We start from the raw sequence: 22,318 nt of genomic DNA on the forward strand, positions 1-22,318 counted from the left end.
CGCGGTGTTCACCCTTTCACCGACGAGGTGTCGCCGACCGCGGCAGCGCTTAGGCTCGGTGGGTGCCGAGGGTGCTCGCGGTGGCCGACGAGGTGGTCGAGGCGTTGTGGACCGACCGGGTGCGCCGCCACGACGTCGACCTCGTCGTGGCGGCCGGCGACCTGCCGTTCGACTACCTGGAGTTCCTGGCCGGTGCGTTGGACCGGCCGTGCGTGTTCGTGCCGGGCAACCACGACGTGGACCTGACCGGCTACACCGACGTGCGCGGCCTGTGGACGAAGGCGGGCCTGCCGGTGCGCTGGCCGGGTCCGGCGGGCGCGGTGAACGCCGACGGGCGGGTGGTGGACGTCGCGGGGCTGCGGATCGCCGGGCTGGGCGGGTCCGTCCGGTACAGCGGCGGGCCGAACCAGTGGACCGAGCGGCAGCAGGCGCGGCGGCTGCGCGGGGTGCTGCGGGCGGCCCGGTGGCGGCGGTGGCGCGACGGGCGCGGGGTGGACGTGCTGCTCACCCACTCGCCGCCGCTGGGCTGCGGCGACGAGCCGGACCCGCCCCACCGGGGCTTCGCGTGCCTGCACGAGGCCGTGCGGTGGTTGCGGCCACCGCTGCTGCTGCACGGGCACATCCACCCGCACGGCCGGGTGAAGCCGGACCGGGCGCTCGGCTCGACCCGCGTGGTGAACGTCGTGGGCTACCGGGTGCTGGACGTCCCCGTGACCCGAGGAGGAGTCGACCGTGCCCCGTGACACCGGTTTCCCGCGGGCGGACGCGGAGCACGACTTCCTGCGCGCCCGCCGCCGCCAGGTGATGTCGCGGTTGGCGGCGTGGCTGCGCCGCGAGCCCGACGACGTGAACATCATGCTGCCGTTCCACGAGGTGGTGGAGGCGCTGGGGATGCTCGGCGAGCGGCGGTTGGGGCTGCGGGTGGTCCGGCTGGACTCGATCGTCGGCAGCGTGGACCGGACCCGCGACTTCGACCGCCGGTTCCGGCCGACGTCGGCCCGGGTGCGCGAGCGGTGGCAGCGGCTGGCGCTGGCGCAGCGGCGGGGCGAGGCGGTGCCGCCGATCGAGGTGTACCGGGTGGGCGACCTGCACTTCGTGCAGGACGGGCACCACCGGGTGTCGGTGGCGCACGCGCTGGGGCTGGAGGTGATCGACGCGTACGTGACGGAGGTCGTGACGCGGATCCCGGCGCACGGCATCCGGCACCGGGGCGACCTGATCGTGAAGGACTACCGGCGGCTGTTCCTGGAGCGGGCGCCGTTGGACGGGCAGGCGCGGGCGGCGGTGCTGCTGTCGGACCCGTGGGAGTACGCGGAGCTGGGCGAGCACGTGGAGGCGTGGGGGTTCCGGCTGATGCAGGACGAGGGCGTGTTCCTGGACCGGGCCGCGGTCGCCGCGCGCTGGTACGCCGAGGAGTACCAGCCGGTGGTGGAGATGCTGCGGCAGGCGGACCTGGTGGGCGACCGCACGGAGACCGAGGCGTACCTGTGGGTGGCGGCGGAGCGGTACCGGCTGATCCGCACGCACCGGTGGGACGCCGACGTCATCTCGACCCTGCGGTCGCGCCGGTGAGCCGCCGCCGGCGCCGCGGGATCGCGGCTCACGGTGGGCAGGGTGTCGCCGTGAGCCCCGGGGTCATCGCTGGCCTTCGAGCCTGGGCAGCGGCCGGGCCTGGTCCATCACCCGGTCCGTGTAGCTGTCCAGCAGCCGGGTCGCGACCTGCTGGCCGTAGCCGAGGATGACGGCCCACAGCAGCAGGGCGGCCTGGGACGCCACGCCGATGAGACCGGTCGTCACGCCCGCGCCCAGGGCCAGGATGCCGACCACCGCGAGCGCCGCGCCCAGCAGGACCTTGATCATGGCCTGGTAGCCGACCATCACGTACGGCGAGAGGCTGGGTCGGCGGCGCAGCAGCAGGACGACGGCCGAGAGCACCGCGCCGAACGCGCCGAACAGCTGGATCAGCCACACGTCCGCGCCGGCCGCCGACTTGCCCGACGGGCACACCGTCGGCAGCTTCTCCGCGCTGACGCACATCGGCACCAGACCGGGCTCGGTCAGACCGATCACGCCGAGCGCGGTGTTCACCAGGAAGAGCACCACGGACGTGGCGATCAGCTTGTTGCGCAGCGCCCGCGACCCGGCGTGGGCGAAGTCGGAGGCGTCGAAGGCGGCCCGCAGCGCGTCCACCACGATCTCCCGCTCCACCGCGAGGGGGAACTCGCCGGGCCGCAGCTCCTCCAGCGCGATGCGCCGCGGGTCGTGCTCGTCGAGGTTCTCCGCGACCCGGGCCTTCAGGCCGGGCAACCGTCCGAGGAACCCGCTGTCCGCCGCCACCACCGCGATCTCGGCCTCGTGCAGCGACCGCCAGGCCCGCTCGATGTGCCACCCGGACCACCACGACGCCACCGTCCGCCACCGCGACTCGGCTCGCGTGACCATGTCCTCGACGACGGCGGCCTCCTGCTCCGCCACCCCGCGCCACTGCGCGCTCTCCTGGTCGAGCGGATCCACGGGTCCGAGCGCGGCGAGGTCGGCCCGCACGCGGTCCAACCGCGACTGCACCACCAGCCGCCAGTCCGTGACCCGGGGAGCGCGCGTGCCCATGTCCAGCATCGTCGCAGCAAGGTCCACCTACCAGGCGATCACCCGAAGGTGTGACCAGCCGGGCGGATCCGATTCAGCGCGGCGGCAAACAGGTGAAACACGCCGGTCCCGCGCTTCGAGGCGGGGAAGCGCCGGACGGCACTCCCCCGCTCGACCTCAGGCCGTGCGGCCGGGCTCGACCAGCTCGCGCAGCCGCGGCGGCATGCGCTTCTCCAGGCCGAACGGTTCCAGGTGGGCTTGCAGGACGCCGTCGAACGCCCGCTTCACCGACGCGGTGTCCCAGGTGTCGCTCTCCAGGATCGGCTGCTTGAAGTACGGGTGGCCGACGAGGTGCAGCTGCCTGCCGTTGCACCGGACGATCTGGCCCGTGATGCCGTCGGCCGCGTCGCTGAGCAGGAACAGCACCAGCGGCGCGACCTTGCCGGGGGTGCGGTCGGCGGGGATGGCCCGCAGCGAGCGCTCCGACTTCCACACCATCCGCGTGTGGGCGACCGGGCAGACGGCGTTGACCCGGATGTTGTCCCCTTCCAGGTCGAGCGCCCACGACGAGCTGAGCGAGGCCACCGCGCCTTTGGTGGCCGAGTAGGCGGCGAGTTTGCGCTGGCCGAGGAACGCGCCCGACGAAATGTTCACGATCGAGCCGTGGCCCTGCTCGCGCATCACGCGCATCGCGGCCATTCCGGTGTATATGACTCCCAGGAGGTTGACCTCGACGATCCGCCGGATGGATTCCGGCTCGTCCTCCCACGGCAGTGCCTCGTAGTTGAGCCCGGCGTTGTTGACCAGGCCGTCGACCCGGCCGAACTCGGTCAGGCACATTCCCATGATCTTCTCGGCCTCGCTGGGATCGGCCACCGTCGCCGTGCTCGCCACCGCGCGCCCGCCGTACGCCCGGATGTGCTCGGCCACCTGTTCGGCCTGGTCACCGTCAACGTCGTTGACCACGACCGCGGCGCCGGCCTGCGCGGCGTGCATCGCGTAGGCCTCGCCCAGACCCCGTCCCGCCCCGGTGATCACCACTGCTTTGCCGTCAAGAATCCCCATCTCGCGCTCTTCTCTGTGCTCGGCGGACTCCCCTGCCCCGGCCCTAAACGGCCGGAGTCGTTTCCGCCTCCGCCCAGCGTGGGGATCGCCGGCAGCCGCAGCGCCACACGTGCGACGAGGTGTGGGTTTGCTGCGCTGAATGGCCTACGGAGTTCGTTCCTGCCGATGGTCCGGACTGGTCGGCAACTTCCCGTGACCTCCGGAAACCTCCCGTTGGGCTTCATCGGGAAGTGTGAAAGGCCGCCCCCGCCGCGCGGTTCGCGCGACGGGGGACGGCCCGCCGGCTCAGCCGCGGAAGGTGAGGTTGCGGCCGGTGCCCGGGTCGAACAGCTGCACCTGGTCTGCGTCGAACCAGATGTCGGCCGGCTCGCCCTCCACCGCGGTGGACGTCGCGGCGATCCGGGCGACCAGCGACACGCCGCCGCCGGGCACGTCGGCCGAGCCCGCGTCGGCGGCGAGCTCGGCCAACTCCGCCGAGGTCGCCTGTTCACCCTGGACGCTGAAGTAGGCGAACTTGTCCGAGCCCATCGACTCCAGCACGTCCACGTGGTTGGTGAACGTGACCCCCTTCGAGCGAACGGCGTCGTCCACCAGTCGGGCGTCCTCGAAGTGCTCGGGCCGCAACCCCATGATCACTTCGCGGGGCGCGTCGGCGTTCTCCAGCAGCCCGCGCACCCGGTCGGTGAGCGGCACGTCGCCCAGCGGCGACCGCAGCACGCCGTCCTCCAGCGCCGCGGGCACGAAGTTCATCGCGGGCGAGCCGATGAACCCGGCGACGAACAGGTTGGCCGGGTTGTCGTAGAGGAACTGCGGCGCGCCGACCTGCTGCACCGCGCCGCCGCGCATCACCACGACCCGGTCGCCGAGGGTCATCGCCTCGGTCTGGTCGTGCGTGACGTACACGGTGGTGGTGCCGAGCTGCTTCTGCAGCCGTGACACCGACGTGCGCATCTGCACGCGCAGCTTGGCGTCGAGGTTCGACAGCGGCTCGTCCATCAGGAACGCCTTGGGGCTGCGCACGATCGCCCGCCCCATCGCGACCCGCTGCCGCTGCCCGCCGGACAGGTTGGACGGCTTGCGGTCCAGGTGGTCGGCCAGGTCCAGGATCGCGGCCGCGTCGCGGACCTTCTTCTCCACGGTGGCGTCGTCCACCTTGGCCAGCCGCAGCGGGAAGGCCATGTTCTCCTTCACCGTCATGTGCGGGTAGAGCGCGTAGGACTGGAACACCATCGCGATGTCGCGGTCCTTGGGCGCGCGCTCGTTGACCCGTTCGCCGCCGATGCGCAGCTCGCCGGACGTGATGTCCTCCAGGCCCGCGATCATGTTCAGGGTCGTGGACTTCCCGCAGCCGGACGGGCCGACCAGGATGACGAACTCGCCGTCGGCGATCTCGAGGTCCACGTCCCGCACGGCCACCGCACCGTCGGGGTACTGCTTGGTCACGCTGTCCAGGACGATCTCGGCCATTGCTTCACCCCTTGACGGCGCCGGAGGTCAACCCGGCGACGATCCGACGCTGGAAGAACAACACGAACAGGATGATCGGGACGGTGATCACCACGGCGGCGGCGGCGATCGACCCGGTCGGGTCCTCGAACTGCGAGCCGCCGGTGAAGAACGACAGCGCGACCGGCACCGTGCGCGAGCGCTCGGTGGAGGTCAGCGAGATCGCGAACAGGAAGTCGTTCCAGCAGAAGATGAACACCAGGATCGCGGTGGTGAACACGCCGGGCGCGGCCAGCGGCGCGATGACCCGGCGGAACGCCTGACCGGGCGTGGCGCCGTCCATCTTCGCCGCCTTCTCCAGCTCCCACGGGATCTCGCGGAAGAACGCCGACAGCGTGTAGATCGCCAGCGGCAGCGCGAAGGTGATGTAGGGCAGGATCAGGCCGGGCCAGGTGTCGAACAGCCCGAGCGCCCGCTCGATCTCGAACAGCGGCGAGACCAGCGAGATCTGCGGGAACATCGCGATCAGCAGCGACACCCCGACCAGCAGCCGCTTGCCGGGGAAGTCGAGCCGGGCGATGGCGTAGGCGGCCATCGTGCCGAACACGACCGCGATGGCCGTGGCGATCAGCGCGATGCCGATCGAGTTCACCAGCGCGCGGACGAACTCCGTGGTGGAGAAGATCGCCTTGTAGTTGTCGAACGTCCAGGCGCGCGGGATGAAGTTGCCGTCGCCCAGGGTCTCCTTGGTCTTGAACGACAACGACACGATCCACAGCACCGGGAACAGCGCGTACGCCACCACCAGGACGTTGAGGGCGGTCCAGCGCGCCTTGCGGCTCGTGGTCACGGCCCCGCCGATGCCCGCCATCAGCGCCTCCCCCCGCCGTCGCCGCCGGGCGCGGCGGTGCCGAACAGCTTCACGAACACGAACGCGATGATCGCCACCGCGACGAAGATCAGCACCGACATGGTCGAGCCGATGCCCAGGTTCAGGCCCTTGATCAGGTTGTTGTAGGTCAGCATCGACACCGACGACGTGCCCTGCGAGCCCGCCGTGAGCACGAACAGGTTGTCGAAGATGCGGAACGCGTCGAGCGTGCGGAACAGCAGCGCCACCAGGATCGCCGGCTTCATCACCGGCACCATGACCTTGGTGAACCGCTGCCAGGCGCTCGCGCCGTCCATCGCGGCGGCCTTGAGCAGGTCGTCCGGCACCAGGGCCAGGCCCGCCATCAGCAGCAGGGCCATGAACGGCGTGGTCTTCCAGATCTCGGCCAGCGTCACGACCATGATCGCCGGGATCTTCTGGGTGAGCACCGGCTCGCCGCCGGCGATCGTCTCGGCCAGGTAGCCGGTGCCGGGCGTCCAGGCGTAGCGCCAGGAGAACGCGGCCACGACCGTGACGATGCCGTACGGGATGAGCGTGGACGTGCGCACGATGCCCCGGCCGACCAGGGTCCGGTGCATGATCAGCGCCAGCGCCATGCCGAGCACCAGCTCCACCGCCACGGACACCACCGTGATGAGGATCGTCACCCACATGGCATTCCACCAATAGGGGTTGGTGAGCACGGTGACGTAGTTGTCCAGGCCGACGAACTCGGTGCGGTCGGGGAACTTCAGGTCGTAGCGCTGCAACGACAGCCAGACCGAGTAGATGATCGGCCAGCCCGCCACGGCGGCCATGATGAGGATCGCGGGCGCGCACAGCAGCAGGCCGAGCCGCCGTTCGGCCTTCTTGCCCTCGCTGAGCGCGGCCTTGGCCCGGGACGACGGCTCCGGTTCGGCGGGGCCCGGACCGGTGGCGCCCGGTTCGGCGTCCAACGCGTGGCTCACGGCAGCACCCCCTTCGAGTCGAGCGCGTCCTGGAGCTCGGCGCGCAGCCGGTCGGCCGTGGGCCGCGGGTCGATGTCGGCGGGCGGCGAGAGGACCGTGGAGATGACCGTCGAGACGTTCTGGTAGGCGGGGGTGCGCGGGCGGACGCTCGCGTTCTTCAGCGTCTCCAGGATCGCTTCCTTCATCGGGTACGGCTTGGCCATCTCCGGGTCGTCGTAGACGGACTCGATGGTGGGCGGCACGCCGTCGTTGATGGCGGCGAACTTCTGGTGCTCCGCGCTGCGCAGGCACGTGACGGCGTCGAACGACTCGTCGGGGTGCCGGGAGAAGGCGCTGACCCCGTAGTTGATGCCGCCGACGGTCACCTTGGCCGGTCCGCCGTCGATCGACGGGAAGGGCGCCCACTTGAGGTTCGGGGCGAGGTCGGGCACGGCCTGGGCGGCGGCGTAGACGTAGGGCCAGTTCAGCTGGAACGCGGCCTTGCCGGTCTCCATGGCGAGGCGGGCGTCGTCCTCGGCGGCGTTGGAGAACGACGGGTCGACCACCTTGGAGGTGGCGAACTGCTTGAGCACCTCGAGCGCCTCGACCGCGCCGTCGTCGATGACCGCCTTGCTGCCGCCGTCGTCCAGGACCTGCCCGCCGGCGGTGTTGACCAGGGTGTTGTAGAGGACGACGAGGCCCTCGTACTGCTTGCCCTGGGCGGCGACCCGGCCGGGGGTCTTGTCGTCGCCGTCCTCTTCGAGCCGCGTGCCCATCTCGATCATCTCGGACCACGTGGTCGGCGGCGTGGGCACGAGGTCGCCCCGGTACCAGAGGAGCTGGACGTTCGTGTTGTCCGGCGCGCCGTACAGCTTGCCCTCGTAGCGGGCGGTCTCCAGCGGCGTCTCCAGCGTGCCGTCCTCGACCTGGGCCTTCGTCGAGCCGGTGAACTCCCTGATCCAGCCGGCCTCGGCCAGCTCGGCGGTCCACGTGACGTCGAGGGCCAGCACGTCCATGTCGTCGTCCCCGGCGGCCAGCCGGCGGACCATCTGCTCGCGCTGGCCGTCCGCTTCGCGCGGCAGCTTGTGGTAGACGATCTCGTACCCGTCGGCGCGCTCGTTGCAGTTGTCGACGATCTTCTGGAAGTTCTGCTGCGGGTACTTGTAGACGTTGATGGTGATCCCGCCGTCACCCGAACCACAGCCCGCCAGCACGGACGACGCGATCAGCGCGGCGCTCCCTGCGGCGGCCAACCGATGACCCTTGCCCCTCATCGGTCCTGCCTCCTCTCCCGACAGCGGAGGAGCCAGACCGCGACGCCCGGCACCCCGTCGTGCCCCACCGCCGGCTGGGCCGAACGGTGGAACGAACGTAGGCCCGGTGATCAGGTGCCGCAACCACCGGAGCCCGGAACGGCGTTACCCGATCCGGTGGTGCGGCAAACCTCAGTCCTTGCCGGCCTTGCCCGCGTCGGAGGGGCGCATGGCGAGCTTGGCGAGCAGGTCACGGCCGCGTTCGGCGGAACGGGGCTGGCAGAGCACGTCGTAGCGGCCCGCCACGAGCTGGCTGGCGCTCTGGAAGTCGCGCTTGCCGCGGGCCGACCCGTACCCGACCGCGGCGAAGATCAGGCCGAAGGCGACGCCGACCCCCAGACCGGCCACGATGGGCCCGAGGCTGGCGCCGGGACTGGTGTTGAACAGGCTGAGCAGGACGCCGACGAACAACCCGAACCAAGCCCCCGACGCCGCGCCCGTGCCGAGCACCCGGCCCCACGTGAGGCGACCGGTCACCCGTTCGACGAGCATGAGGTCGACACCCACGATCGTGACCTCCTGGACGGGGAAGTCGTCGTCGGCGAGGAAGTCGACGGCGCGCTGGGCCTCCTCGTAGGTGCCGTACGAGCCGATGGGCCAACCGGTGGGCGGGGTGGGCAGGCGGGGAGGCACCCCGGGTCGGTTCTGGCCGGAGAAGGAACTCGTCACGGTGACCACCTCTTCGCGGTGCTGATCTCCCCATCCTGCCAACAGTGGGCGGGCGGCGCGAAACAGGTCGCCGGTAAGGGTGTGAAACGTGACCTGGCGCGGAGGCCACGATGGCCCCGCACGCGACGCGGGGGTCCCCCGACCAGGGGACCCCTGTTCTTGATTCTGCCGGCTGGGACCGACGATGCGCGGCACCCCGGCCCCGGCCTGTGGACAACCCGTCCCGCAGCCGGCGACGCGACTGGTGGGCGGGCGGGCCCGGCTGGTGACGGTCCACCGGATCTCGCTCAGGCCCGCGCCGGTGAGCGGAACGGAGCCCGCCCGCCGGTCACGGAGGACTTCGCCGGACCCCGGCCCGGCGCAGGACCCGCCGGGAGGTCAGCCGCGCGACTGGTAGTCGCGCAGCAGGCCCCGGCTGATGATGGTCTTCTGGATCTCGCTCGTCCCCTCGCCGATGAGCAGGAACGGCGCCTCGCGCATCAGGCGCTCGATCTCGTACTCCTTGGAGTAGCCGTAGCCGCCGTGGATGCGGAACGCCTCCTGGGTCACCTCGGCGCAGTACTCGGACGCGATGAGCTTGGCCATGCCGGCCTCGACGTCGTTGCGCGCGCCCGAGTCCTTCAGCCGCGCCGCGTTCACCATCATCAGGTGGGCGGCTTCGACCTTGGTCGCCATCTCGGCCAGCTTGAACGCGATGGCCTGGTGCTCGGCGATCGGCTTGCCGAACGTCTTGCGCTGCTGCGCGTACTCGATGGCCAGCTCGAACGACCGCAGCGCGATGCCGCACGCCCGCGCCGCCACGTTCACCCGGCCGACCTCGACGCCGTCCATCATGTGCCGGAACCCGCGGCCGGTCCGGCCGCCGAGCACCTGCTCCGCCGGGAGCCGGAAGCCGTCGAAGACCATCTCGGTCGTGTCGACGCCCTTGTAGCCCATCTTGTCGATCTTGCCGGGGATGGTGAGGCCGGGCGCGACCTCGCCGTAGCCCTCGGGCTTCTCCACCAGGAACGTGGTCAGGTTCCGGTGCGCCTTCTCCTCGCCCTCGTCGGTCTTCACCAGCACGGCGGTCAGGTTGGACGTGCCGCCGTTGGTCAGCCACATCTTCTGGCCGTCGACCACGAAGTCGTCGCCGTCGCGCACGGCCCGCGTGCGGATCGCCGCCACGTCCGAGCCCAGCTCCGGCTCGGACATGGAGAACGAGCCGCGCACCTCGCCGGTCGCCATCCGGGGCAGGTACTTCTGCTGCTGCTCGGGCGTGCCGTGCTGCTTGAGCATGTGCGCCACGATGAAGTGCGTGTTGATCACACCGGAGACGGACATCCAGCCGCGCGCGATCTGCTCCACGACCAGGGCGTAGGTCAGCAGCGACTCGCCGAGCCCGCCGAACTCCTCCGGGATGGTGAGCCCGAACAGGCCCATCTCCTTCATGCCCTCGACGATGTCGGCCGGGTACGTGTCGCCGTGCTCCAGCGCCTGGGCGTGCGGGATGATCTCCTTGTCCACGAAGGTGCGGACCGTCGACAGGATCTCCTCCTGGACGTCGGTCAGTCCTGCGGTCCGGGCCAGGCGCGCCATCGCGGTTCCCTTCGTAGCTCACGGGTTACCGGCGAGTATGGACCGGTTAACGCCCGTTCGCGTCACGAGAGTGCTCATCGCCACGCGCTGAACCGAAACAGCGGGTTAGCCTGTGCGCCCGCACGATTCGCAGGGGGATCCGCATGTCGCAGCCGTACCGACCGCAACCGGGCTACTACCCGCCGCCGACCGCGCAGACGAACGGGATGGCGATCGCGGCGCTGATCACGGCGTTCCTGTTCTCGCCGGCGGGCATCGTGCTGGGCATCGTGGCGCGCAAGCAGATCCGGCGGACCGGTGAGCAGGGCTGGGGCATGGCGACCGCCGGCCTGATCATCGGCGTGGTGCTCACCGTGCTGTGGGTGCTGGCCGCGGTGCTGTGGATCGTGCTGGTGGTGTGGCTGTACCGCGAGGCCGGGAACCTGCCCGCGCCGCGCTGATCAGGAGGCGCGCAGCTCCAGCTCGCCACCGCAGTGGCGGCACACGTCGGCGAACACGTGGACGTCGTGCGAGCAGGCGGGGCACGGCCGGAAGCTGCGCTCGACCAGGTCGTCGTGGCGGCGCTGGAACAGCCGCCTGCGCGGCGTGCGATGTCTGGACACGCCCACCACCATGCACACGCGGCCCACCATGATCGCCACTCGGCGCCGCCGGTTGTGGGCATGCTCACCGCCGGGGTCGACAGCCCGCCACACCGCCGTGACTGCGGGTCACGGCGGTCACGGTCGGCGCCGAACCCGTCAGAGCCGGACCTGCCAGTGCCGTCCCCGCCGGGGACGCCAGTGCCGTCCCCGGCTGGGGCGCGCCGCGACGAGGGTCGGTTGGAGCTGGGCGAACTCGTACGCGGTGATGCGCATCCGCACCACGTGGTCGACCCGCCCGCGCGGCAGCTCGGTGTCGCGCAGGCGGTCCTCCTCCCGGAAGCCGAGCGCGCCGTGCAGGGTCAGCGAGGCGGTGTTGCCGGCGTGCACGCCGACCTCGCACTCGCCGTAGCCGCGCTCGTCGAACATGAACGCGAGAAGCATGGTGATGGCGTCGGCGGCGTAGCCGCAGCGCCGGTGCTGCGCGCCGATCCCGATGCCGTAGCTGAACCGGTCGGAGCGCGGGTCGGCCTGGCCGGTCCACAGCGAGCCGACCAGGATCCGGCTGTGCAGCGTCTCGATCGCGAACTGGACGCCACCCCCGGCGTCGGCCGCCCGGTGCGCCGCCCAGTGCCGGTACCCGCCGACCCTCGGGGAGCCGCCGCGCGCGGCGGCGCGGTCGAAACCGGTCAACGTGTGGCGGTCCGCGGGGACGACGGCGCGTAATCGCACCTGCCGCCCCGTCAGGCCCGCCGGAGGCGCCGCGTCGTGACCGACCGCCGGGCGCGAGAGGAGCGGACGCGTGATCATCGGCGACGATGCTAGCGGTCGACCCCGCCGCGCCGTAAGCACCGATCCCACCGGTCCGCCCCCACTCCACGACCGCGGCCGACGGCGAACGGGTGGCGGATCAGTCCTCCGGCGGCGACCACACGTTCGTGCGCGACATGCCCGCGGCGCGGCCCTTGGACGAGATGACCAGCGCCATCTTGCGCGACGCCTCGTCGATCATCTCGTCGCCGAGCATCACCGCGCCCCGCTTGCCGCCCCGCTCGGAGGTGAAGTGGTCGTACGCGTCGAGGATGTTCTCGGCGTGGTCGTAGTCCTCCTGCTTCGGGCTGTACACCTCGTTGGCCGCGTCGATCTGGCCCGGGTGCAGGACCCACTTGCCGTCGAACCCGAGCGCGGCGGAGCGGCCGGCCACCCGGCGGAAGCCGTCGACGTCCCGGATCTGCAGGTAGGGGCCGTCGATGGCCTGCTTGTCGTGCGCGCGGGCGGCCATCAGGATCTGCATCAGGATGTAGTGGTAGGCGTCGCCCACGTCGTAGCCGGGCGGCTGCTCGCCGACGACCAGCGACTTCATGTTGATCGACGCCATGAAGTCGGCCGGGCCGAAGATGATCGTCTCCACCCGCGGCGACGCGGTGGCGATGGCGTTGACGTCGATCAGGCCGAGCGCGTTCTCGATCTGCGCCTCGATGCCGATCCGCCCGACCTCGTAGCCCATCGTCTTCTCGATCTGGGTGAGCAGCAGGTCCAGGGCGTGCACCTGCTGCGCGGTCTGCACCTTGGGCAGCATGACGCAGTCGAGGTTCGCGCCCGCGCCCTCGACGACCTCGGTGACGTCGCGGTAGGTCCACTCGGTGGTCCAGTCGTTCACCCGGACCACCCGCGTGCGGGAACCCCAGTCGCCCTCGTTCAACGAGGCCACGATGGTCTTGCGCGCACCCGGCTTGGCCAGCGGCGCGCACGCGTCCTCCAGGTCGAGGAACACCTGGTCCGCGGGCAGCGTGCGAGCCTTGTCGATCATCTTCTGGCTGGAGCCGGGCACGGCCAGGCACGAGCGACGGGGGCGCTGCTGGTCGACCACTGGGGGTACCTCCTCGTACCGGCCGGTAACTACTGTGGGTCGAAGAGTGGCACGCCCGCATACCGCCCGCTATTTCGTGAGTCACGGCTCACAGGCGCGTGGCAGGCTGAACCGGTGGAGATCGAGCAGGTGCTGGACAACGCGCTGCGCAAAGCCGCCGCGGTGTGGATCCGACCGGACGGCCACGAGCCGCGACTGGTGTGGGCGCTGTGGCGCGACGGGGCCGTCCTGGTGGCCGTCGGCGGCACGGAGCAGCAGGTGCCGGGCCTGGCGGACGGCGTCGCGTGCACGGTCACCGTCCGCTCCCCCACCACCCGCTCCCACCTGGTCGACGCACGGGCCACGGCCCGCCGCGCCGACCTGGACGACGACTCCGCGCAGGCGTTGAGAGCCGCCCGCCTCAACGGCCGCCCGGACTGGGACGACGTCTACCGCCTGGAGCCCGCGTGATCACCGTCCCGGACGGTTTCGGCGCGATCCTCGGCGACCAGGCGCGGGAGTGGCGGGCCGCGCTGCCCGCGCTGGCCACGAAGTGCTGCGCGCGCTGGCGCCTCACCCCGGACGGCGACCTGCTCCACGGCAACGTCGCCGTCGTCCTGCCGGTGCGCCGCGCCGACGGCCACCCGGCCGTGCTCAAGCTCACCTGGCTGGACGACGAGACCCGGCAGGAGCCGGCGGCGTTGCGGGCGTGGGACGGCCAGGGCGTGGTGGCGCTGCTCGACCACGACGACCAGGACGGCGCGCTGCTGCTGGAACGCCTCGACCACACCCGGTCGCTGCTCGACGCGCCGATCGAGGAGGCGCTGGCGGTCACCGGCGGGTTGCTGCGCCGGTTGCGCGTCCCGGCCGGTCCCGGGCTGCGCCGCCACGAGTTCCCCGACCTGGTCGCGGAGAACGCCGCGCTGGGCGGCCCGCTGCCGGCCGCGCTGGTCGAGCAGGCCCGCGAGCTGGGCCGCGACCTCGCCGGGACGGCCGGGAACACGCTGGTCAACCAGGACCTGCACTACGAGAACGTGCTGCGCGGCGACCGCGAGCCGTGGCTGATGATCGACCCGAAACCGCTGGCCGGCGACCGCGAGTTCGGCGTGATCCCGTTGCTGTGGAACAGGTTCGGCGAGCTGGCCGGCGACCGCGGCCTGCGCGACCGGTTCGCCGCGCTGTGCGACATCGGCGAGCTCGACGGCGGGCGGGCCCGCGCCTGGACGTTCTGCCGCGCCGTCGACACCTGGCTGTGGTGCCTGGAGGGCGGGTGGGACGGGATGGCCGTCGCCGTCGAGGCGATCAGCCGCGCGTTCCGCCCCTAGGTCCACAGTGGAACGCAGCGGCGGAGGACCCGGCGGACTAGCCTGATCACGTGCCTGCCGTGAACCGGGTCTTCGCCGCTCAACTCGCCGGGTTGCCCGTCTTCGGACCGGACGGCGAGTCCATCGGCAAGGTCCGCGACCTGGTCATCGGCCTGCGGGTGGACCGCCAGCCGCCCCGCGTGCTCGGCCTGGTGCTGGAGCTGGCGACCCGGCGGCGCATCTTCGTGCCGATGCTGCGGGTCAACTCGATCGAGCCGAACGCCGTGACGCTCGCCACCGGGTCGGTCAACCTGCGCCAGTTCCACCAGCGCGCCAACGAGGTGCTGGTCGTCGGCGAGCTGCTCGACGCGCGCGTCACGCTCGCCTCCGGCGCGGCGGCGGTGCTGGTCGACGCCGCGATGGAACCCAGCCGCACCCGGGACTGGCGGATGACCCGGGTCGCGGTCCGGGAGCGCACGGGCCGGCTGGCCCGGCGCGGGCCGGTGCAGGTGCTGCACTGGGAGGACCTGACCGGCCTGTCGGTGACCGAGCTGGCCGGCCAGCCGCAGGGCGCGCAGCACCTGGTGGCGATCTTCGAGACGATGCGCGCGGCGGACGTGGCGCTGGCCCTGCACAGCCTGCCGTTCAAGCGGCGCTACGAGGTGGCCGAGGCGTTGGACGACGAACGGCTCGCCGACGTGATCGAGGAGATGGCCGAGGAGGACCAGAAGGACCTGCTGGCCTACCTGGACGACGAGCGCGCCGCGGACATCCTGGAGGCCATGGACCCCGACGACGCGGCCGACCTGCTGTCGGAGCTGCCCGAGGGCGAGAAGGACCGGCTGCTGGAGCTGATGGAGCCGGAGGAGTCCGAGCCGGTGAGGCGGCTGCTGGAGTACAGCTTCGACACCGCGGGCGGCCTGATGACACCGGAACCGGTGGTGCTCGCGCCGGACGCGACCGTGGCCGAGGCGCTGGCGCACGTGCGCAACCCGGACCTGACGCCCGCGCTGGCCAGCATGGTGTTCGTGTGCCGGGCGCCGACGGCCACGCCGACCGGCCGCTACCTGGGCTGCGTGCACATCCAGCGGCTGCTGCGCGAGCCGCCGTCCGACCTGGTCGCGGGCGTGCTGGACACGGACCTGGCGACGTTGGCGCCGACCGCGTCGCTCGGTGACGTGACCCGCTACTTCGCCGCCTACAACCTGGTGTGCGGGCCGGTGGTGGACGAGAGCGACCACCTGCTCGGCGCGATCACCGTGGACGACGTGCTCGACCACCTGCTGCCGGCCAACTGGCGCGAAACGGGGCTGTCCCATGCCTGAGCTGCTGCCGCGTCGACGGCTCGACCAGCCGCGCACGGAGGGCCGGTTCCGGCTGTCGCTGGACCCGGAGGCGTTCGGCCGGTTCTCCGAGCGGCTCGCCCGGTTCCTCGGCACCGGCAAGTTCCTGTTCGGGCAGACGCTGCTGGTGCTCGTGTGGATCCTGCTGAACCTGTTCGCGGTGGCGCTGCGCTGGGACCCGTACCCGTTCATCCTGCTCAACCTGGCGTTCTCCACGCAGGCCGCGTACGCCGCGCCGCTGATCCTGCTGGCGCAGAACCGGCAGGACGACCGGGACCGGGTGTCGCTGGAGGAGGACCGGGCCCGCGCCGCGCAGACCAAGGCCGACACCGAGTACCTGGCCCGGGAGCTGGCCGCGCTGCGCATCGCCGTCGGCGAGGTGGCGACCCGCGACTACCTGCGCAGCGAGCTGGAACGCGTGTTCCGCGAGCGCAAGCGGCCCGCCAAGGAAGGCAAAGACGGCAAGGAGGGCAAGGAGGGCAAGGACGCGGCGAAGGAGCCGAAGGACGCGAAGGAGCCGAAGGACGGCAAGGACCTGCCGGACCTCAGGGAGCTCAAGGACGACGTGCCGTCGTCGTGAGCGTCAGGGCTCGTCGGCGCCCAGCCGGTCGCACGTGTGGCCGAACGCCTCCAGCTCCGCGTGGCCGAACGTCTCCGCGAAGTGCCGCGCCACGCCCGCGAGGTGCGTGCCGGAGGCCACGCGCAGCCGTTCCAGGCCCTGCGAGGTGAGCACCGCCACCACGCCGCGGCCGTCGCCGTCCGCGCGTTCCCGCAGCACCAGGCCCGCGCGTTCCAGGCGGTCGACCAGCCTGGTGACGCCGGAGCGCGACAGCAGCACGGCGTCGGCCAGCTCGGTCATCCGCAGTCGGTGCTGCGGCGCCTCGGCGAGCTGGACCAGGACGTCGTAGGCCGCGAGCGACAAGCGTTGCTCGGCGATCAGTTCGGATTCCAGGATCCGGGTGAGCCTCGCGTGCGCCCGGAGGAAGGATCGCCACACCCCCAGCTCGGTACGGGTGGGCAACCGGGCAGATCCGGTTTCCGGCACGGATACCAATGTTACGGAAAGCACGCGACCGGCTGCGCGCTGCCCCCGGAACGGGGGTGACCAACCGGTAGCTTGGAGGTGCACGGCCCGCCGTAGCATGGCGGTCCCACCACCTCTCCCGAAGGCGTTCCCGTGACTCTTCCTACCGTTGACGACGTGCAGAAGGCGTTGGCCGGTGTCCAGGACCCGGAGATCCGGCGTCCGATCACCGACCTCGGCATGGTCAAGGACGTCGTGGTCGGTGACGACGGGGTCGTGGACGTGGCGGTCTTCCTGACCGTGTCCGGCTGCCCGCTGCGCGACAAGATCACCGCCGACGTGACCGCCGCCGTGTCCGCGCTCGACGGCGTGACCGGTGTCCGCGTGGAGCTGGACGTGATGAGCGACGCGCAGCGCACGGAGCTGCGCAAGACGCTGCGCGGCGGCGTCGAGGAGCCGGTGATCCCGTTCGCGCAGCCCGGTTCGCTGACCCGGGTGTACTGCGTCGCGTCGGGCAAGGGCGGGGTCGGCAAGTCGTCGGTGACGGTGAACCTGGCCGTCGCGATGGCCGCGCGCGGGTTGTCCGTCGGCGTGGTGGACGCCGACATCTACGGCCACTCCATCCCGCGGATGCTGGGCACGGACGCCCGACCCACCCAGGTCGAGAAGATGATCATGCCGCCCCAGTCGCACGGCGTGAAGCTCATCTCGATCGGCATGTTCACGTCGGGCAACACCCCGGTCGTGTGGCGGGGCCCCATGCTGCACCGGGCGTTGCAGCAGTTCCTGGCCGACGTGTTCTGGGGCGACCTGGACGTGCTGCTGCTCGACCTGCCGCCGGGCACCGGCGACATCGCCATCTCGGTGGCGCAGCTCGTGCCGAACGCCGAGATCCTGGTCGTGACCACGCCGCAGCAGGCGGCGGCCGAGGTGGCGGAGCGGGCCGGGTCGATCGCGTTGCAGACGCGGCAGCGGATCGCGGGCGTGATCGAGAACATGTCGTGGCTGGAGCTGCCGGACGGCACCCGGATGGACGTGTTCGGCACGGGCGGCGGGCAGGTCGTGGCCGACTCGCTGACCCAGGCCGTGGGCGCGGACGTGCCGCTGCTGGGCCAGGTGCCGCTCGACCCGCGGGTCCGCGAGCAGGGCGACTCGGGCACGCCGATCGTGCTGGCGCACCCCGAGTCGGCCCCCGGCCAGGTGCTGACGGCCGTGGCGAAGAAGCTCTCGACCCGCTCGCGCGGGCTGGCCGGCCGGCTGCTGAACGTCACCCCCGCCGGCCGCTGACGTCCTGATCCCGAGGCAGGGGCTCCCGATCCGGGGGCCCCTGTTTCGTGCTGCCCGCGTCCGGTCGGCCGTTGACGAACCGCCGCTCGTCTGAAACCTTTGTACGCAACCTCGCAAGAAGTTGACAATCCAAGCTCAAAATCTTCATATCGAATCGCAACTTAGCGGCAGGCGCTCCGCCGCAGTCTGCCGACAGCGCACCGTCGTCCCCAACGAAGAGGACACCGATGACACGGAAGCAGCGCAGCCGGCGACTGATCGGCGGCATCCTCGCGGTCGGCTTGACCGCGCTCGGCCTTTCCCCCGCCTCAGCGGCGCCCGATCCCGCGCAGGCCGCCGCGGTCGACCTGGCCGCGGGCAAGCCCACCTCGGCGAGCAGCTCGCAGGCCGGCTACCCGGCGGCCAACACCACCGACGGCAACCAGGCCTCCTACTGGGAGAGCGCCAACAACGCGTTCCCGCAGTGGCTCCAGGTCGACCTCGGCGCGACCTTCGGCGTGAGCCGGGTCGTGCTGAAGCTGCCGACCGGCTGGGGCGAGCGCACGCAGGCGCTCGCCGTCCAGGGCAGCACCGACGGCACGTCGTTCACCGACCTCTCGCCGTCCGCCGCGCGGCTGTTCGCCCCGGCGAGCGGCAACACCGCCACCATCGACTTCACCGCCCGCGACGCCCGGCACGTGCGGCTGCGCGTCACCGGCAACACCGGCTGGCCCGCCGCCCAGGTCTCGGCGTTCGAGGTCTACGGCGCCACCACCGGCGACGGCCGGGCGCCGACCGCGCCGGGCTCCCTCTCCTTCACCCAGCCCGCCGCCGGGCAGATCCGGCTGGCGTGGACGGCGTCCACCGACGACACGGGCGTCACCGGCTACACCGTCTACGCCAACGGCGCGGCCCGCGCCACCGTGTCGGGCACGACGCTCACCTACACCGACAGCCAACCGGCCACCGCCACCGTGACCTACACGGTGCGGGCGCGGGACGCGGCGGGCAACGTGTCCGCCGACAGCAACGCGGTGACGCGCGTCGGGCAGGGCGGCGGCGGCACGAACCTCGCGGCCGGCAAGCCGATCGAGGCGTCGTCGTCGACGTTCGGCTTCGTCGCCGCCAACGCCAACGACGGCAACCTCGCCACGTACTGGGAGGCGGGCGGGCAGTCGGCCACGCTGACCGTGAAGCTCGGCGCGAACGCCGACGTGACCTCGGTCGTGGTCAAGCTCAACCCCGACCCGGCGTGGGGGCCGCGGACGCAGAGCTTCCAGGTGCTCGGCCGGGAGCAGGGCGCGACCGGTTTCACGTCGCTGGCGGCCCGCGCCGACCACGCGTTCAGCCCGACCGGGAACCAGAACACCGTGACGGTGCCGGTCGGCGGGCGGGCGGCGGACGTGCGGCTGGAGTTCTCCGGCAACACCGGCGCGCCCGGCGGGCAGGTGGCCGAGCTCCAGGTCGTCGGCACGCCCGCGCCGAACCCGGACCTGACCGTCGCGTCGGTGACGTGGACGCCGGCCACCCCGTCGGAGGTCGACGCCGTCACGCTGTCGGCAACGGTCCGCAACACCGGCTCGGCCGCCTCGGGCGCGACCTCGGTCGACGTCAGCCTCGGCGGCACGGTCGTCGGCAGCGCGCCGGTCGCCGGGCTCGCCGCCGGCGCGTCGGCCGCGGTGTCGGTGAACGCGGGCCGGCGGGCGATGGGCAGCTACCCGGTGCGGGCCGTGGTCGACCCGACCGACACCGTCGTCGAGCAGGACAACGGCAACAACGCGCACACCGCGCCGTCCCCGCTGGTGGTGTCGCAGGCGCCCGGCCCGGACCTGACCGTCACCGGCGTCACGTCCACCCCGTCGAACCCGGCGGTCGGCACGCCCGTGTCGTTCACCGCGTCGGTGCACAACCGGGGCACCACCGCGGTCGCGGCGGGCAGCGTCACGCGCGTCACGGTCGGCGGCGCCACCCTCACCGGGCAGAGCCCGGCCGTCGCGGCGGGCGCGACGGTGAGCGTCCCGGTCGGCGGCACCTGGACGGCCACCGCCGGCGGCGCGACGATCACCGCCACGGCCGACGCGACCAACGTCGTCACCGAGACCGACGAGACGAACAACGCGTTCTCCCGGTCGATCGTGGTCGGGCGCGGCGCGGCCGTGCCGTACGTCGAGCACGAGGCGGAAGCGGCCCGCTACCAGGGCACCCTGCTGGAGGCCGACCCGCTGCGGCGGTTCGGGCACACCAACTTCGCCACCGAGTCGTCCGGCCGCAAGTCCGTGCGGCTGACCGGCACCGGCCAGTTCGTGGAGTTCACCTCGACCGCCGCGGCGAACTCGATCGTGGTGCGCAACTCGATCCCGGACGCGGCCGGCGGCGGCGGCATCGAGGCCACCATCAGCCTCTACGTCGACGACGTGTTCACGCGGAAGCTGACGTTGTCGTCGAAGCACAGCTGGCTCTACGGCACCACGGACGACCCCGAGGGGCTGACCAACACGCCGCAGGCCGACGCGCGGCGGCTGTTCGACGAGGCGAACGCCCTGCTGGCGCGGACCTACCCGGCCGGCACCCGGTTCAAGCTGCAACGCGACGCGGGTGACACGGCGGCGTTCTACGTCATCGACCTGATCGACCTGGAGCAGGTCGCGCCGCCGTCGTCGCAGCCCGCCGAGTGCACCTCCATCACCGCCTACGGCGCCGTGCCCGGTGACGGCGGCGACGACACGGACGCCATCCAGCGCGCCGTGACCGACGACCAGAACGGCGTGATCGGCTGCGTGTGGATCCCGGCCGGGCAGTGGCGGCAGGAGAAGAAGGTCCTGACCGACGACCCGCTCAACCGGGGCCAGTACAACCAGGTGGGCATCCGGGACGTGACGATCCGCGGTGCGGGCATGTGGCACTCGCAGCTCTACACGCTCACCGAGCCGCACCTCGCGCAGGGGAGCATCAACCACCCGCACGAGGGCAATTTCGGGTTCGACGTCGACGCGAACACGAAGATCTCGGACATCGCGATCTTCGGCTCGGGCCGGATCCGCGGCGGCGCGGGCGGCGCCGAGGGCGGGGTGGCCCTCAACGGCCGGTTCGGCGTCGGGACGAAGATCACGAACGTGTGGATCGAGCACGCCAACGTCGGCGTGTGGGTCGGCCGTGACTACGACAACATCCCCGAGCTGTGGGGGCCCGCCGACGGGGTCGAGTTCAGCGGCATGAGGATCCGCGACACCTACGCCGACGGGATCAACTTCACCAACGGCACGCGCAACTCGCGGGTCTTCGACTCGTCGTTCCGCACCACCGGTGACGACTCGCTGGCGGTGTGGGCGAACCGCTACGTCAAGGACCAGGCGGTCGACGTCGCGCACGACAACGCGTTCGTGAACAACACGATCCAGTTGCCGTGGCGGGCCAACGGCGTCGCGATCTACGGCGGCCACGGCAACAAGGTGGAGAACAACCTCGTCTACGACACCATGAACTACCCGGGCATCATGCTGGCGACCGACCACGACCCGTTGCCGTTCTCCGGTCAGACCCTGATCGCCAACAACGCCCTGTTCCGCACGGGCGGGGCGTTCTGGGGCGAGGCGCAGGAGTTCGGCGCGATCACGTTGTTCGCGCAGAGCCGCGACATCACCGGGGTGACGATCCGCGACACCGAGATCCACGACTCGACGTACGACGGCATCCAGTTCAAGTCGGGCGGCGGCACCGTGCCCGGGGTGGTCATCAGCAACGTCCGCATCGACCGCTCCACCAACGGAGCGGGCATCCTGGCCATGGGCGGCGCCCGCGGCAGCGCGACCTTGACGAACGTGACCATCACCAACTCGGCCGCCGGAGCCGTCGTCGTCGAACCGGGCTCGCAGTTCACCATCACCGGCGCCCCGACCACCACCGCGACCGGCCGGCGCGGCCAGGGCGTCTCCTGACCGGGGTCGGTCCCTCTCGAAGTCGCAGCAGGGGTCCCCGCCAAGGGGACCCCTGCTGCGAGTCACCGGTGGGGTACGACAATTCCGGGCCCGCGCTCGGGCCGACCGGGCCCGGGGCAGGCAGGACGTCAGGTGGCGTCCGGGTCGTACGGGGGGCGCTCGCCGCGTTCCAGGGGACGCTCGCGGCTGGTGGTGTCGCGGGCCGGGGGGACGGCGGGGTGGCCGTTCGGCTTCTCGGCCGGGTCGTCGTCCCACAGGTGCTTCGTGATCGCGCGCTTGGGGTCGAAGTTGCGCAGCTCCCGCAGGTCTTCGAGGGGCTTGCGCAGCTGCTCGAACTCGGGCCCCATCTCCTGCTTGAGCTGCTCCCGCGCGCCGGTCGCGTACTCGCGGACGCGGCGGACGGTCTTGCCGACCCACGCGGCGGCGTCGGGCAGTCGTTCCGGGCCCAGGATGAACAGGCCCGCCACGACGATGACGAGGATCTCAAGCCACCCGATGCTGTCGAACACCCTCGTGCCCCACCTTCCGCGCCCCAAGCCCTGGC

The 22,318-nt window shown here is 71.8% G+C and carries 22 protein-coding genes; 9 read left to right on the forward strand and 13 right to left on the reverse strand.

The window, feature by feature from the left end; all coding sequences use genetic code 11:
* The first annotated feature begins 62 nt into the window (after window positions 1–62).
* Window positions 63–743 (forward strand): metallophosphoesterase family protein, encoded by a 681-nt coding sequence (locus EDD40_RS18500; protein WP_123744026.1) that lies wholly within the window; start codon window positions 63–65, stop codon window positions 741–743.
* Window positions 733–1,572 carry a chromosome partitioning protein ParB gene (locus EDD40_RS18505; RefSeq protein WP_123744027.1) on the forward strand — a complete coding sequence of 280 codons (840 nt, stop codon included), beginning with the start codon at window positions 733–735 and terminating at the stop codon, window positions 1,570–1,572. Before EDD40_RS18500 ends, EDD40_RS18505 begins: the two co-directional genes overlap by 11 nt.
* Before the next feature lie 63 nt (window positions 1,573–1,635).
* Here EDD40_RS18505 and EDD40_RS18510 read toward each other — a convergent pair whose 3' ends face one another.
* The 8 genes from EDD40_RS18510 to EDD40_RS18550 form a co-directional block, all read right to left on the reverse strand.
* Window positions 1,636–2,607, reverse strand: coding sequence for a hypothetical protein (locus tag EDD40_RS18510; protein WP_170184863.1), 972 nt, complete (start codon window positions 2,605–2,607; stop codon window positions 1,636–1,638).
* A 156-nt stretch (window positions 2,608–2,763) separates the two neighbouring features.
* Window positions 2,764–3,651 carry an SDR family NAD(P)-dependent oxidoreductase gene (locus tag EDD40_RS18520; RefSeq protein ID WP_123744030.1) on the reverse strand — a complete coding sequence of 296 codons (888 nt, stop codon included), beginning with the start codon at window positions 3,649–3,651 and terminating at the stop codon, window positions 2,764–2,766.
* Between the two features lie 285 nt (window positions 3,652–3,936).
* A complete protein-coding gene (locus tag EDD40_RS18525) occupies window positions 3,937–5,118 on the reverse strand; it encodes an ABC transporter ATP-binding protein (RefSeq protein WP_123744031.1) in 1,182 nt (393 codons plus the stop codon).
* Window positions 5,119–5,122: 4 nt separating this feature from the next.
* On the reverse strand, window positions 5,123–5,968 hold the full coding sequence (locus EDD40_RS18530; protein ID WP_123744032.1) for a carbohydrate ABC transporter permease: 846 nt from the start codon (window positions 5,966–5,968) through the stop codon (window positions 5,123–5,125).
* Window positions 5,968–6,924 carry a carbohydrate ABC transporter permease gene (locus EDD40_RS18535; protein ID WP_281277854.1) on the reverse strand — a complete coding sequence of 319 codons (957 nt, stop codon included), beginning with the start codon at window positions 6,922–6,924 and terminating at the stop codon, window positions 5,968–5,970. The genes EDD40_RS18530 and EDD40_RS18535 overlap by 1 nt, the downstream gene beginning before the upstream one ends.
* Window positions 6,925–6,932: 8 nt before the next feature.
* Window positions 6,933–8,189, reverse strand: a complete 1,257-nt coding sequence (locus tag EDD40_RS18540; RefSeq protein WP_123744034.1) for an ABC transporter substrate-binding protein — start codon at window positions 8,187–8,189, stop codon at window positions 6,933–6,935.
* Window positions 8,190–8,360: 171 nt separating this feature from the next.
* Window positions 8,361–8,906 (reverse strand): YflT domain-containing protein, encoded by a 546-nt coding sequence (locus tag EDD40_RS18545; protein WP_201438588.1) that lies wholly within the window; start codon window positions 8,904–8,906, stop codon window positions 8,361–8,363.
* Window positions 8,907–9,275: 369 nt separating this feature from the next.
* Window positions 9,276–10,472, reverse strand: a complete 1,197-nt coding sequence (locus EDD40_RS18550) for an acyl-CoA dehydrogenase family protein (protein ID WP_123744035.1) — start codon at window positions 10,470–10,472, stop codon at window positions 9,276–9,278.
* A 143-nt stretch (window positions 10,473–10,615) separates the two neighbouring features.
* Between EDD40_RS18550 and EDD40_RS18555 the strand changes: the two genes are divergently transcribed.
* The gene (locus EDD40_RS18555) at window positions 10,616–10,912 is read left to right on the forward strand and encodes a DUF4190 domain-containing protein (RefSeq protein ID WP_123744036.1); all 297 of its coding nucleotides are present in this window, start codon (window positions 10,616–10,618) and stop codon (window positions 10,910–10,912) included.
* Here EDD40_RS18555 and EDD40_RS41790 read toward each other — a convergent pair whose 3' ends face one another.
* From EDD40_RS41790 to EDD40_RS18570, 3 genes are all read right to left on the reverse strand, one after another.
* A complete protein-coding gene (locus tag EDD40_RS41790; RefSeq protein ID WP_170185133.1) occupies window positions 10,913–11,074 on the reverse strand; it encodes a hypothetical protein in 162 nt (53 codons plus the stop codon).
* Window positions 11,075–11,212: 138 nt separating this feature from the next.
* Window positions 11,213–11,785 (reverse strand): GNAT family N-acetyltransferase, encoded by a 573-nt coding sequence (locus tag EDD40_RS18565; protein WP_123748121.1) that lies wholly within the window; start codon window positions 11,783–11,785, stop codon window positions 11,213–11,215.
* Window positions 11,786–11,963: 178 nt separating this feature from the next.
* Window positions 11,964–12,923: an HpcH/HpaI aldolase/citrate lyase family protein gene (locus EDD40_RS18570; RefSeq protein WP_123744038.1), complete on the reverse strand. Its 960-nt coding sequence runs from the start codon at window positions 12,921–12,923 to the stop codon at window positions 11,964–11,966.
* 114 nt (window positions 12,924–13,037) lie between these two features.
* On the opposite strand from EDD40_RS18570, the gene EDD40_RS18575 reads away from it, so the two are divergent.
* From EDD40_RS18575 to EDD40_RS18590, 4 genes are read left to right on the forward strand one after another with little or no spacing between them, the layout of a single operon-like run.
* Window positions 13,038–13,373, forward strand: a complete 336-nt coding sequence (locus tag EDD40_RS18575) for a hypothetical protein (protein WP_246037725.1) — start codon at window positions 13,038–13,040, stop codon at window positions 13,371–13,373.
* A complete protein-coding gene (locus EDD40_RS18580; RefSeq protein ID WP_123744039.1) occupies window positions 13,370–14,227 on the forward strand; it encodes an aminoglycoside phosphotransferase family protein in 858 nt (285 codons plus the stop codon). The genes EDD40_RS18575 and EDD40_RS18580 overlap by 4 nt, the downstream gene beginning before the upstream one ends.
* Window positions 14,228–14,277: 50 nt before the next feature.
* On the forward strand, window positions 14,278–15,531 hold the full coding sequence (locus tag EDD40_RS18585; RefSeq protein ID WP_123744040.1) for a magnesium transporter MgtE N-terminal domain-containing protein: 1,254 nt from the start codon (window positions 14,278–14,280) through the stop codon (window positions 15,529–15,531).
* Complete coding sequence (locus EDD40_RS18590) at window positions 15,524–16,129, forward strand: DUF1003 domain-containing protein (RefSeq protein WP_123744041.1); 606 nt, start codon at window positions 15,524–15,526, stop codon at window positions 16,127–16,129. The genes EDD40_RS18585 and EDD40_RS18590 overlap by 8 nt, the downstream gene beginning before the upstream one ends.
* A 3-nt stretch (window positions 16,130–16,132) precedes the next feature.
* Here EDD40_RS18590 and EDD40_RS18595 read toward each other — a convergent pair whose 3' ends face one another.
* Window positions 16,133–16,594, reverse strand: a complete 462-nt coding sequence (locus EDD40_RS18595) for a MarR family winged helix-turn-helix transcriptional regulator (RefSeq protein WP_425471212.1) — start codon at window positions 16,592–16,594, stop codon at window positions 16,133–16,135.
* A gap of 132 nt (window positions 16,595–16,726) precedes the next feature.
* On the opposite strand from EDD40_RS18595, the gene EDD40_RS18600 reads away from it, so the two are divergent.
* Window positions 16,727–17,860, forward strand: a complete 1,134-nt coding sequence (locus EDD40_RS18600) for an Mrp/NBP35 family ATP-binding protein (protein WP_123744043.1) — start codon at window positions 16,727–16,729, stop codon at window positions 17,858–17,860.
* A gap of 227 nt (window positions 17,861–18,087) precedes the next feature.
* A complete protein-coding gene (locus EDD40_RS18605; protein WP_123744044.1) occupies window positions 18,088–21,774 on the forward strand; it encodes a CARDB domain-containing protein in 3,687 nt (1,228 codons plus the stop codon).
* Between the two features lie 128 nt (window positions 21,775–21,902).
* Here EDD40_RS18605 and tatB read toward each other — a convergent pair whose 3' ends face one another.
* Window positions 21,903–22,283 (reverse strand): Sec-independent protein translocase protein TatB, encoded by a 381-nt coding sequence (gene tatB, locus EDD40_RS18610; RefSeq protein WP_123744045.1) that lies wholly within the window; start codon window positions 22,281–22,283, stop codon window positions 21,903–21,905.
* Between the last annotated feature and the right edge of the window lie 35 nt (window positions 22,284–22,318).

Origin of the sequence: Saccharothrix texasensis (assembly GCF_003752005.1) — a bacterium.
Taxonomy (GTDB): Bacteria; Actinomycetota; Actinomycetes; order Mycobacteriales; family Pseudonocardiaceae; genus Actinosynnema; species Actinosynnema texasense.